Origin of the sequence: Algoriphagus halophilus (genome assembly GCF_041729275.1) — a bacterium.
Taxonomy (GTDB): Bacteria; Bacteroidota; Bacteroidia; order Cytophagales; family Cyclobacteriaceae; genus Algoriphagus; species Algoriphagus halophilus_A.
Map to the genome: position 1 here is coordinate 929601 of NZ_CP146486.1, position 12819 is coordinate 942419.

Below are 12819 nucleotides of genomic sequence, written 5' to 3' on the forward strand. Positions count from 1 at the left end.
CTATTGAAAGCGTTTGGAAGGGTGATCGGAATAACAAATTAACCATAGGAAAGTAATATGCAAAAATGGAAGCCAGATAGATTTCATTCTATAGAACAATCCAAGGTTATTCAATGTAAAGGTAAAAACTATAAACATGACAATCCCTATCATAAAAAAGTAGATCATGGTTTTTGGAATTTGAACTAAATGACGATTTCCCATTGCCAAGCCTAAAACTCCAATGGACAACAGCCAAAAATTCTCTAAGGAAAAAATCAACGAATAAAAATCCCAACTTTCCCATGGGAATGGCATTAATGCAACAGCAGCCAACTTCCTATACCAAGACCAAGTCTCCATGGATAAGGTGGTATTGGCACTAAACTCTGTCAAAAAACTTAATTGCCTATTGGAGAAATCAGATAAATCTTCCCAGGAATAATTTTCTAAATGTAGGTAGGGTAAAAATTGACTAATGGAAAAATATAGTAAGCCTCCACAGATCACAATTACCAAACTGAGTAATTCCCACCTCTTTTTTAGCCGATTAGCCACGAAAACAACTAGTATGGGCAAAAACAACACTCCTAAAATAGGTCGAACCAGCAAACAAAAGCACCAACCCAATATTCCAATGCTGAAGATCTGTTTCTGGGTAGAAAAAGCGTAAAACATTGCCGAAACACCCAAAAAGAGCAAGGTCTCCTTCGATACCCCAGCTGTCCAAAAATGTAATCCGGGTAAAAAAAGAGGCAAATACAAAAGTTGAGGGAACCTTAATTTCTGTTCAAATTTATCAATCAGATAGTTTACACTCTCAAGTAGTCCAATCATGCCCCAAAAAGATAAAAAGGCATAAATCATCGTACCCGAAACATAACTCAAACCAATCAGCTTGGATGGTATATAGTTCAACCATTGAATAAAAAATGTATTGACTCCAAAGTATCCCATCCAACTTCGAGCATATTGAGAAGTGTCTGCCGTCAAATCCCATAACCCAATAGAATCACCTCCATTCTGTTGGATATACTTGACAAAGAAATAAGCAAAACCTAGATGGATGAACCACAAGGATAAAACCAAGCCTCTTTCAAGGATCGAATAATTAGGTTTCAGGTAGTGAAATTTAAAAAAGAAACCCAGCAATAGATGAACGATGATTAATACAAGTACATCTTGGAAGGTGAAGATCATATCAATGCTTTCATGTAATCCAATAGTGTATTTTCCAATGAAAACAATTCTTCACCTTGTTGGCTAATCCTTTTTCGGTCCAAACCTTGGGCTTCTCTCATCCAGCCCAATAGATACTGCCAATCCACGTGTTGGTGGTCCAAAAAATAGCAAGACTGGCTACCCTGTACTAGTTCATCTAAATCACCTATCCCCTGCGATACAATGACAGGTAGTCCGCACATGAGATATTCTCCAAACTTAATGGGCAAAATCCCTTGAATGCTGGGGTGAGGGGCCCGTAGGCTAATTCCAAAATCAGCAGCATTCAAATATATCGGAATGTCCTTAAAAGGCACTTGTAAAGAAAGTATGCAATTATTCAAAGAAGTTGGAGTAAGCTCTGACAAAATGGAATCATTTCTAGTCAAAAAAGCATTCTAAAAGCAACTTCGTTGGACTTTAAGTACGATAAAAGTTGGAAAACCTTATCCAAGGCATATCCAGGACCTAGGCTTCCTGAATGCACCAATAAAATTTCATCTTTCAAGCCTAATTCATTTCTGACTCTTCTCCTTGTTTCTTTATCAAAATAAAACAAGTTGGGATCCCGGCCATTTCCAACTACAAAGAACTTCTCCTTATTCAATTGAGGGGATTTTGAAAGGTGCCAATGTATTGCTTTCTGGGTCCTACAAAGTACCTTGTCAGCCTTTTGTAAGATCAAACGTTCAATTTTAGTCAGAATCTGGTATGGAATGGAATTCTTTGTTAAATATCCTTGATCAAGCCGTTCTTGAATGGGCAACCCATCCGCATCAAAAACAAGTTCAATCCCAAAATTTTTCAACTTTTTAAAGATGGAGAGGACTAACAAGGCAGGCATGGTACTTCTAGGCATCACAACTTGAATTCCTTCTGTTCTCACCAACTCCAATACCTTTTTTCTATTCTTGGAAATAGCTCCAAGGGCTCCTATCGTTCCAGGTAATTTTTTAGGTATTGCCGCATGGAAATATGGAATGCCCAGTTTTAAAGCGATGGAATTGATTCGTTCTACCTCCTTTTTATTTGCCCAAGAAAACTGAAAAACAAAAGGTTCAATCTCCCCCATTTTATGTAACCCCGAAAGAATGGGAAAAAATAAATTCTCCAGGTAATTAGTGGAATCAGAATCCCAGGTGATGAATAATAATTTATTCAATTTAGTCCACTTGTTAATTCACGGTTTGCCCATCTGAACAGATAGGAGTATTGATCAAACCTATAAATGGAGGAAGATAGTACATCTGAATACACTAAGAATTTACTCAAGTTAGATGTCATTTAGTTCAGTTGATAGAGATGAATAGACCATGCCGAGTGTTCATCTTCAAAGACCTTCACCAACTGCAACTGCTCGGAAATGACAGGTAAGGCGGAAAGCACATAATTTATTCCTAATTCATTTTTCATGCTCTCATAATCATAGCCGGGTTCCATGAGAGGCACCTCTTTCCTCCATTGATATATGAAGTAATCATCAGGATATTGGGCATTTTGAAAATAACACTTGTTTCCCCATTCCAAAAAGTGCTGTTCTAAAGAATCATCCTTTCTCAGCTCCTCTTTGATTAGTTGATATACTTGTTCTTTATGGGATTTTGAGTAGAGTTGTACATAACCATCCGCCGTAATCAATCCATTAAAAGCTGCTACTGCTGGGGGAATATTGAAATTCACAAAATGGGAATTAGGCAACTCCTCTCCTAGATATTCCTTTATTTCCTCCATTTGATTCGTGGCATAATAAGATTGGTAACTAGGTACTTGTTGATCCATTATGGGGATCATTGAATTGATCCAATAACGCCATTCATATTGATAGACAAACAAATTAATGAAAATGAGTATGGGAAGAATCCAAGAAATCCCTCTAAATGAAAAAGTCTTCCAGGCATAAATTAAACCTGCAAACAAAAAAAGGAATCCAATATTCAAATCTGTACAAATTAATAGAGTTCAGTTTGGGGATTACCTTACCCCAAAACTCCAAATTCCCAACTCTGCTGAGAATTGCTAATATAAATGAGGTTCCGAAAAGAAGATTAAGAAATAAAAAGGATCTGGAAGACCATTTCTTTTGGTACCAAGCCATCATTACTAAGCCAAAGAAAATAATGGGATATACCGGTGAAAAATGAACTCCGTTTTGATCTCCCGACCAGAAAAAATCAATGGGACTTTGATTAATCCAGATTCCAAAATTATAGGTAAAATCAGCGCGATGACTTTCAAATTGATCATTCAAAAAATACCCAAGTATCCAATTGACTTCCTGAATAGAATAAATAGCCATAAGCAATAAAAAGGCTACAATCGATCGCTTTGGAATTAATTGATTCCTTAAAGAGGAAACTATGATCCAACCCAAAATCCCTATTAAAAAATAAAAAGAGGCTAGGAACAACATAGAATAGCAAGCATATCCTATCAGAAATAACCAATGTCCTATGTGATCTTTCCTATCTAATAGCAAGGAAAAAACCTGTACCAAAGCGGGAAGCGCAGCTATGGAGATCCCTCTATGGGGATAGTAAGCCAAACTTGCCCAAAGCAAACACCATAAGATTTCCTCCCTTCCATTTTTCACTATGAGTTGTTGTCCTCTCAACCAAAAGCGAAATGAAAAAAAGCAATGATGATGATCAATGCTTTATTGATCATATAAGCATTCAAATGCGGAAAAAACTCATATAACACCATTTCCACATTAAAGCCAGAGGGGTAACTAAACCTAGGCGTCTCAATTAACATTCCTTCTACCGGAGTATTCCAACTAGAAAAATCTTTCCTTGCTCCTGCAACATCTTGTACCAGGCGAGATTGGAGTCCATATTATCTGAAACAGGGATAAACACCCCTTTCCCCAAAATGAAATATGGCAGCAACATCACCAGAACCAGTAGGAATAAGAAAATGAGGGGTTTATTCATATTGTCATTTCGACGACGAGGTGGTAAAAACAAGCATCTTTCATATGGCCATTTCGCCTGTTCACCGTGGTGGGATTGGAGCTTGCTGAAGGAGAAATCTCTCTTTCAACCTATTCACAACCCATTCTTTAATTAAAGGCCCTTTAGATTTCTCCCTGCGGTCGAAATGACTAATTAACGTGAAATGCACTTCAGGTCATTTCGAGTGGAGCTTGCGGAAGGAGAAATCTCTCATTCTGTACATTCACAATCCCTGACTTTATCATCGACTCTAAGATTTCTCCTCGCAACAACTGAACTTCTTGCTTTTTCTTTTTAGGTTACTCGTTCGAAATGACACAAAATTCGATTCGTTCTAATTGTCATTTCGAGGAAGCGCAACGCAGGGGAGTGACTGAGCCTACCTGCTGGAAGTAGGAAATCTTTTATCCTCTAAACCCATATTCTTTTAGATTTCTCCTAGCAGTCGAAATGACTAATTATCTTTAAATACACTTCAGGTCATTTCGAGTGGAGCTTGCGGAAGGAGAAATCTCTCATTCTGTACATTCACAATCCCTGACATTATCAGCGACTCTAAGATTTCTCCTCGCAACAACAGAACTTCTAACTTTAAATTTTCGGTATGCTCGTTCGAAATGACTAATTAAAGTGAATTACACTTTTGGTCATTTCGACGACGAGGAACAGCCTGTCCCGATTTATTGAGAAGGAGGAGAAATCTCTCTAACCTAAAACTCCCAAAAATCCCATTGAGGGTTCAATGAGGAAATCAAAAGTTCCTTTTTCTCCCTTCGCCACTTTTTAATCTCTTTTTCTCTAGGTATTGCATCCAGGGAGACTGGAATTCCTCAAAGTAAATTAAATTATAGCACTTATATTTTGAAGTAAAAGTATTTCTTGCCTCCCTATGTTCTGCCAACCTTTTGCTTAAATCATTGGTCACCCCGACATATAGGGTTGTCTTATTCTTATTTGTTAGGATGTAGACATACATAGTGTTTTAGATTTCTCCCTGCGGTCGAAATGACAAATAACCCAAAACGTTTTATTGGGTCATTTCGAGGAAGTGCAATGCAGTGGAGTGACTGAGCCTACCTGCTGGAAGTAGGAAATCTTTTATCCTCTAAACCCATATTCTTTTAGATTTCTCCTAGCAGTCGAAATGACTAATTATCTTTAAATACACTTCAGGTCATTTCGAGTGGAGCTTGCGGAAGGAGAAATCTCTCATTCTGTACATTCACAATCCCTGACTTTATCAGCGACTCTAAGATTTCTCCTTGCAACAACTGAACTTCAAGATTTTACTTTTCAGGTTGCTCGTTCGAAATGACAGAATAACATAATCGTCTCTCATGTCATTTCGACGACGAGGTACAGCCTGTCCCGATTTATCGGGAAGGAGGAGAAATCTCTTTCTAACCACCCTCCTCAATAATTCCCTCTACTGCCCTCTTGATTTTCTCAAAGTTCTTCTCCAAACTATACTCATTCTCCACTAACTTTCTTCCAGCATCTCCCATCTTCACTCTCAATGATGAATCACTTATCAGCAGCCTCAATGCCTCCAGCCATTCCAATTCAGAGGAAGCTAAAAAACCATTTTCACCATGTCGAACCACATCGGTATTCATTCCTACAGGAGAAGCCACAACCGGCAATCCACAAGCCATATACTGAATCAATTTATAAGCACATTTCCCCTTTTCCCAGTCACTATCTGGTAATGGCATCATTCCAATATCCATTTGAGAAATCTGAAATGCTTCTTCCTCCTCCTTCCAAGGGATCAAGCTATACTCACAAGTAAAATCAGGTAGCTGAACATGTGGAGAATTAATTATCAACAACTCAAAATCAAGTGTTTTACTCAATTCTTCCAAAATTGGCGTTAAAAAATTCAAATATTTGGTTGTGGTTGGAGACCCAATCCAACCCAGCTTAATTTTATAATTATTTTTATTTCGAAGAACAGAATAGACGGTTGTATCTACTACTGTAGGTAAAATCTGAACATCAAAAGCACCTGCCAATTGCGCTCTTTTACCCAAGTAAGAGTTTCCCACAAAAACTATTCGGGAATGCCGCATCACCCAATCAATTTTATTCCCCATCCAAGTCCGGACCAACCAATTGGGATTCTGATCATAGTTATGAAAAACTGCATCATCATAATCTACGATATAGCCCTTTCCTAATTTTTCAATCAGCCATTCCGCATAGGAAGGTAGAAAAGGAAAGGCCTCTTTTTCTATCCAAATCAGATCATACCTCCAACTGTAAATCAGAACCCAACACCTTTTCAGATAGCATTTCAATACATTGATGAACTGGGGTTTTTGATTCTGGTAAATCTGAGAAAGGTATTTTTGATTAAAAAATGAGGATACACTAACCTCTACTCCTTGCTGCTTCCATAATTCCAGATACTGGAAAGTTCTTAACCTACTGGAGGCTCCCTGCCGAGGGTATTTTGGGAGAAAAAGAATCTTCTTCTTTTTCACTCTGCCAGTTCCTTTTTCTTCCTTTTGATTTCCTCCCGCTGCTGGTAGTATCGAATCTTTTCCTGAACCTTCTGGATTCTCAACTTTTTATTATAAGCAATCAGAAAAAAACAGAATAATAAAAAATAAATCATGGTCATATTTTTCATACGCATGATGATCCCCAGATTGCTCAAAGCTCCCATAAATGCCCATGCCACAGGAATAAATGTCAACATTCCAGCCTTTATAAAAAGTGGCATATCTCGTATCGCCTCTGGTGTCCAATTTCTATAAATGAAAAGACTGAGCCAGAGGTATAAAAGATTTTCAAAAGAGCTTAAAAATGTAACTATGTTATGCGAATCAATAAATAGCGGTCGAAACATATATGTAAAAAGTTTCATGGGCCATGAGTAAGAAGCCAAATTTACTCCAGAACCAACATTACTCGTATTTAAGCCGGCACTTCTTACTCCTGACATGGTTTCCAACGCCTCGAAACTTAATTCTTCAATCCTCAAAGCTTCTAAGGTGCTTGGCAATAAAAGAATGGCTCCTGCTGCTGCCAATCCACTCAAAACTATCTTATAACCTAATTTCACTTCTGATCCTAATAAAATAGCCAAACCTGCACCTGATATTAAAGCTTGCCCCATATGTGGTCTTGCCAAATACACAAAAAATAGTGCGATTGCCGCTTGCCACCATCTAGTCTTATATTTTTGAACTGCAAAAAAGAACCATGCAATTCCCCAGAAACAAATAGCATCTTTGCCAACCCCTGCAGACCAAAAATGAAGATTTAGAAAATAAAAAACAGCAGGAAATAATGGGATTCCCAGCACTTCGTGATTTTCAGGAAATAAATCTGCGGTCATCACAAAAATGTATCGGATTCCAATAAACCCCAAAAAGCCGAAAAGAATATTGCCTGTCACATAAGAAAGTCCCATAATTTGACTTGGAATGTAACATAACCAAAGAATAAATGTGGTCCCTTCTCCAAAATAGGAAAACCAAGTTTCATCCCCCCTAACAATTACTTGCTCCATTCCAAACTTCCAATAGCCTTGAGAATCTCCACCGTAATTCAAAATGTACCAGGTAAAAATAGACTGAAAAAGATATGGTATGCCAACAAATAGTGTAAATGAAGCTCATACTTATATGGCAGACCAAACCTTTTAGCCATGGATGAATTGGTATTTACCATGACTATGATTAGGAGAAGAATGACTATAATATCAAGCAAGAGTGTATTTGTTAAACCTTAAATTTTAAAACCTTTAAGCTTGAATTCCTTTTTTAGCTAGTAGCTCTAAATATAAGTCTTCAATTTCATCACAATATCGCTTTGCTGAGTAGTTTTCCAAAGCTCTAGTCCTTCCCTTTTCGCCCATGCTTTTTCTCAATTCAGAATCAATAGCTAAAACTTTAATTTTATCAGCTATTTGTTGAGGTGAATAAGAAGGTACCAAATAACCAGTCTCTTCATTCACTACTACATCCTTTAGGCCACCTACTTTTGTTGCGATAACGGGTAAGTTATGCATCATGGCTTCTACTGCAACCAACCCAAACCCTTCATGTGCAGATACAATACAAAACACATCCATTACCCCAAAGAAAGGATGTGGGTTAGGTTGTTGCCCTAAGAAAATCACCTGCTTACTAAGGTCCAATTCCTCAGACAACAGTTTTAAGGATTCCAAATCTGGACCATCCCCTATTACAAGCAATTTATATTTTGGATCATTTAATATCTCCAATGCTTTAAGAATATCTGAAAACCGTTTTACTTCATCATAGATTCGACCAACAGATCCAATTACAAAATCATGTTCCTTGAGCCCCAATTTATTTTTTAGTTCTTGGGTTTCTTTTGGCTCATTCGGTGCAGGTATAGTAACCCCGTTATTGATCAAAAAAATTTTTATGCAGGCAATTTTGCTTTTTCGATTAAAAACTTGACTACCGATGGAGAAATACCCACGATCTTATCAGATAACCTAAGAAATAATCGCTGCAACCAAAGAGATTTTTGCTTCTTCCAATTGGCTCCGAAGTCTCTTCCAAAATTCTAATTGGGACTCCTCCTAATGTCCCAGCTATTGCGGCCATACTCATACCTTCAAAAATAGCCCCATGGATAATATGAGGTTTGAATTTCCGGATCACTTCCAAAACCTGCTTTTGCTTATTCCATTCGAATGGATGAGTAAAACCGCCTATTGGGATTAGTTCAATACCTTCTTGCTCTAATGCAATCGCTATAGCCCCTCCCTTCCAAGTACAGATAATTTTATGCTCAAACTTTGAAGGATCTAAACCTCTCACCAAAGTTAAACGAACCTGCTCTACACCTCCTGAGGCTATAGTTTCTATACAATGAAGGACCCTGATCAAAAGTCTGAAGGCTTAATTCTTAAATCTGAAAAAGCATAAATGGATAGTAAGGAATCTAAATAATGTTCAATTGAAAAACGTTTAGCTTCATCCATTGCCCTTTGTCCCATTGAAATTCTTTCTTCATAATGAATGTCCAATATATGCTGCATCGCTGATTGAATTTCTGAATTATTTAAGGGATCAATTAAAATCCCCGATTGGGATTTACCCAGGATTTCTGGAGCTCCTCCTACTCGGGTGACAATACTGGGAAGTCCGGCACTCATGGCCTCAGCCAAGGAAACCGACGATCCTTCTCGAAGCGATGGAAGAATAAAAGCATCCGCTTCATTTAAAAATGGCCAAACATCCTCCTGAAAACCTAAAAACTCTACACATCCCCCATTTCTAATTTCTGACTTAAGCTTTCTAACTTATTTCTTTCTGGCCCTTCTCCTATAATCTTAAGAAAAATCTGCCTACCCCGATTCTCTTTAACTAAACCCTCAAAAGCAACTAACAATCGATCCAAGTTTTTTATCGGTACTAATCGACATGTGCATACAAAAACGAATGGTTGTCTTTTGGTCGACGGTCGACGGTCGACGGTCGACAGTCCTGTTTGGAATTCGGGGCTGCTAATTGGATTATATACTACACTTACTTTTGAAGCTTCCACCTCTCCCAACTCCACAATCGCTTCCTTGACCGCTTCTGAAATAGCTATTACTTTATTCGCTTTACGATAAACCCACTTAAAAACATATCTCCAAAAAGTGTGGTGATTCGGAATACCAATTTCCTCCCCAACAACCAAAGGAACATTGGCTAATTTAGCAGCCCAAATACCATGAAAATTAGCCTCTCCCCCTTGTGTATGTACTACATCAGGTGCGAAATCAATCAAAATGTTTCGTAGTTCCTTAATGAGTTTGAAATTTGGGATTCTGGGATTAAAGCTTAAAATCTGCGGCTTGATTCCTTGAGAAACTAATTCTTCTGCAACTTTTCCGCCTTTTCCTAATACGATAAGCTTAAGCTCCAAGCCATTTTGATTTTTAAGTGCAGGCAAGGAAATCGCCAGAACTTTTTCTACTCCACCAAAATCCAATTCTGAAACGACACGAACTACTTTCATTTCAAGAATAGATATATCGGAAGCAAAACTTCATATAGTTTCGAAACAAGTTACTTAGCGACCTAACAGAAAAATACTTTTTCAAAAATTCTCCTGGTAACCTATAAAACAGGCCAATTAGGCTATAATCTGTGCCAACTTTCTTTAAAAGGCTCTCAAGAATTGATTTATTTGTATTCAAGGAATAGTACTCAAACAAATTGAACAGAATAAATTTCCTTTTAAAACTTTCCAATTCCATGGCATTCTGCTCTTCACTTAGATAATCATCTTTCAAAAACTCGGAAAGAATTGAAAAAGCTAAATTCTTTTTAATAAGACCACTTTCAGAGCTACTCAGATCATAGAAAACAAGTCTCTCTCTTATCAAATACGCCTTACCAAAAAAAGCAATTGCTCTAAACCAAAGGTCTAAATCCTCTCCTATTTTTAAATAAGTCTTAAATCCTTCATTGCTGTCAAAAAGTCTTTTCTGATGATAGTTGAGGAGGAAGAATAAAATGTGTTATGAATTGCCTTTGAAAAGTAGTTTGTCAGAGATAAAACTTCTGGGTTTTCAACTCTTTCTGGAAGCTCATCATGAGAATAATGAGATCCTATTACCCCAACATCCTGAAAATTTTTAATAGCCTCTGAAGTGATTTTTAGATAATCCTTATGCCAGTAATCATCTGCATCCAAAAATGCCACAAAAGAAAACTTAGCCTGAGTTATCCCAGCATTTCTGGCAGCAGATACTCCTTGGTTTTCTTGGTGGATTACTATAACCTTTTCAGGATTGTATTTTTCTGGCAATTTCTCTCCGCCGTCAGTAGATCCATCATTGACCACAATAATTTCAAATTCCTGAAATGTCTGATTCATAACAGAGTCTATGGCTCTGCCAATGAAAGAGGCTTTATTATATAGTGGGATAATTACGGAAAACATAATTTAATTCGTCATTGCGAGCGGAAGAATGGAGCGAAGCAAACTACTCGTCACTTTGATCCGCAGTAATAGAGGAACAATCTGTTTCAATACTGCTCCAACCAAAAGTTGCTTCGGGGCTATAAATTCTATACTAAATTAAAACCTTGCTCTTACCCTCAGAATAACGTTATAATTTCACCAATCCTTTACACCCTCCCAAAGATCTTTCCATGCTGGGTTCATAAAATTTATCAAATCCTCTTTCTTTTTTCGCTTCCGCCTTTGATCTGTTTTTCTCTATCAATAGCCTCTTCAATACTATGAAAAGTATCAAAATAGACTAGCTTATTAATATTGTACTTGTGAGTAAAGGACTTCGGATCTAGCCTTTCTTTATGTTGATAAACCCTTTGAAAAAGATCAGCAGTGACACCTGTATAAAGGGCTGTATTATTGAAATTGGTCATTATATATACAGCGCCTCCTTTTTTCATTTTAAGTCATTTCAAGGGAAGTGAAGAAATCTGTGAGCTTCTATTTCTTTATCAAAAAGATTGCTTCAGGTTTTCAACTTTCTTGTGTTCTTTACTATTGGAATAGAAACCTTCGCAATGACGTCTTTAATTCGGCATTGCGAGCGAAGCGAAGCAATCTGTTTCAATACTAGTCCAAACAAAAGATTGCTTCGGGGCTTTAAATGTTAAACTAAATGAAAACCTTACTCTTGCCCCTCGCAATGACGTTTCAATTTCACTATTGAAACCATCGCTTTAAGCGCAAAGCATTTTTAAACCCGATTAATCGGGAAAGCTCCTGAAATTTTGGTCCTCCTATATAAGTCTTTTCAGAAATCTGCAAGGTTTCCATCAATTCCTCAGCTTTGGCTACCAAATGGGGATAATTTGGGAAGCAATCGTAAATAAACTTTTGATATACTTTCTTTAAAGCCTTTCTTACTCTAGGTGAGTTTTCTACTACAAGCACATTCCGCTCATAGGCTTGATACGAATCCAAAAGTGAGGCATAAGCCTTCTCAGACTTCTGCTGGGAAACATTGGATATTCCTGGCTGTCTGTAATAAACTCGCTCGGTAGGTTCAAAACGAATTTTGCTAGCCTGAAGTAACACCCGCATAAAAAACTCCCCATCTTGATTGATTTTCAAGGTTTCATCCCAAGACCCGGCCTTTTTGATAAGTGTTCGATGTGTTAAATAAACACCTGGCTGATGCATTTCCTGAAAATTCCAAAATCTAAGAAGCAAGTCCATTCCAGAATCAAAACTTTGAAAAACACCGTATGGCAACCTTGAAAACACCGCAATATCTTCCTTGAAATTTACCCATTCACTGGATGCCATTACTTTGGAATCTTGATTTTCAAGAAGTTTTATTTGTTTAAGAATCTTATCCTCAGATAAGATGTCATCCGCATCTAAAAACTGGATATACTCGCCCTTGCTTGCTTGGATTCCTATATTAGTTGCTTTAGAAACTCCTCCATTAAGCTGATCTATTAAAATTATTTTATCTGGAAATCTCGATTGATAGGCTTCTAAAATCGTCATCGACCCATCAATGCTACCATCATTCACCAAAACCAGTTCTATATTTGGATAGCTTTGTCCCAAAGCCGAATCCAAAGTCTCAGCCACAAAAGCAGCCTTGTTATAAACAGGAATGATGATGGAAACTAAAGGGTTCAATTAAATCTAAGTTTTATGGTTTTGTTTCGTTTGCCTTAGAATGCTTTAGGTTTAC

General features: G+C 37.4%; 11 protein-coding genes and 2 pseudogenes. All 13 read right to left on the bottom strand.

Translation table 11 applies throughout. The features are described 5' to 3' along the window. The 13 genes and pseudogenes from V8V91_RS04980 to V8V91_RS05040 all read right to left on the bottom strand — a co-directional run bounded on the left by V8V91_RS04980 (window position 1) and on the right by V8V91_RS05040 (window position 12764). Complete coding sequence (locus V8V91_RS04980; RefSeq protein ID WP_373399073.1) at window positions 1–1179, bottom strand: hypothetical protein; 1179 nt, start codon at window positions 1177–1179, stop codon at window positions 1–3. Next, window positions 1176–1589 carry a hypothetical protein gene (locus V8V91_RS04985; RefSeq protein WP_373399074.1) on the bottom strand — a complete coding sequence of 138 codons (414 nt, stop codon included), beginning with the start codon at window positions 1587–1589 and terminating at the stop codon, window positions 1176–1178. Before V8V91_RS04985 ends, V8V91_RS04980 begins: the two co-directional genes overlap by 4 nt. Continuing rightward, the gene (locus V8V91_RS04990; protein WP_373399076.1) at window positions 1586–2362 is read right to left on the bottom strand and encodes a hypothetical protein; all 777 of its coding nucleotides are present in this window, start codon (window positions 2360–2362) and stop codon (window positions 1586–1588) included. The genes V8V91_RS04985 and V8V91_RS04990 overlap by 4 nt, the downstream gene beginning before the upstream one ends. A 122-nt stretch (window positions 2363–2484) precedes the next feature. After that, window positions 2485–4133, bottom strand: a pseudogene (locus tag V8V91_RS04995) (DUF6044 family protein). A gap of 772 nt (window positions 4134–4905) precedes the next feature. Then, complete coding sequence (locus tag V8V91_RS05000) at window positions 4906–5130, bottom strand: GIY-YIG nuclease family protein (protein WP_373399077.1); 225 nt, start codon at window positions 5128–5130, stop codon at window positions 4906–4908. A 424-nt stretch (window positions 5131–5554) separates the two neighbouring features. Next, on the bottom strand, window positions 5555–6640 hold the full coding sequence (locus tag V8V91_RS05005; RefSeq protein ID WP_373399079.1) for a glycosyltransferase family 4 protein: 1086 nt from the start codon (window positions 6638–6640) through the stop codon (window positions 5555–5557). Next, window positions 6637–7716 carry a hypothetical protein gene (locus V8V91_RS05010; RefSeq protein WP_373399081.1) on the bottom strand — a complete coding sequence of 360 codons (1080 nt, stop codon included), beginning with the start codon at window positions 7714–7716 and terminating at the stop codon, window positions 6637–6639. The genes V8V91_RS05005 and V8V91_RS05010 overlap by 4 nt, the downstream gene beginning before the upstream one ends. A 192-nt stretch (window positions 7717–7908) precedes the next feature. Next, complete coding sequence (locus V8V91_RS05015) at window positions 7909–8547, bottom strand: glycosyltransferase family 4 protein (RefSeq protein ID WP_373399082.1); 639 nt, start codon at window positions 8545–8547, stop codon at window positions 7909–7911. 46 nt (window positions 8548–8593) lie between these two features. Next, window positions 8594–9028, bottom strand: coding sequence for a hypothetical protein (locus tag V8V91_RS05020; RefSeq protein ID WP_373399083.1), 435 nt, complete (start codon window positions 9026–9028; stop codon window positions 8594–8596). Further along, window positions 9025–10148: pseudogene (locus V8V91_RS05025) on the bottom strand (glycosyltransferase family 4 protein). Before V8V91_RS05025 ends, V8V91_RS05020 begins: the two are co-directional and overlap by 4 nt. A gap of 429 nt (window positions 10149–10577) precedes the next feature. Continuing rightward, window positions 10578–11078: a glycosyltransferase family 2 protein gene (locus V8V91_RS05030; RefSeq protein ID WP_373399084.1), complete on the bottom strand. Its 501-nt coding sequence runs from the start codon at window positions 11076–11078 to the stop codon at window positions 10578–10580. A gap of 233 nt (window positions 11079–11311) precedes the next feature. Next, window positions 11312–11554, bottom strand: coding sequence for a GIY-YIG nuclease family protein (locus V8V91_RS05035; RefSeq protein ID WP_373399085.1), 243 nt, complete (start codon window positions 11552–11554; stop codon window positions 11312–11314). Window positions 11555–11813: 259 nt separating this feature from the next. Beyond that, on the bottom strand, window positions 11814–12764 hold the full coding sequence (locus tag V8V91_RS05040) for a glycosyltransferase family 2 protein (protein ID WP_373399086.1): 951 nt from the start codon (window positions 12762–12764) through the stop codon (window positions 11814–11816). Between the last annotated feature and the right edge of the window lie 55 nt (window positions 12765–12819).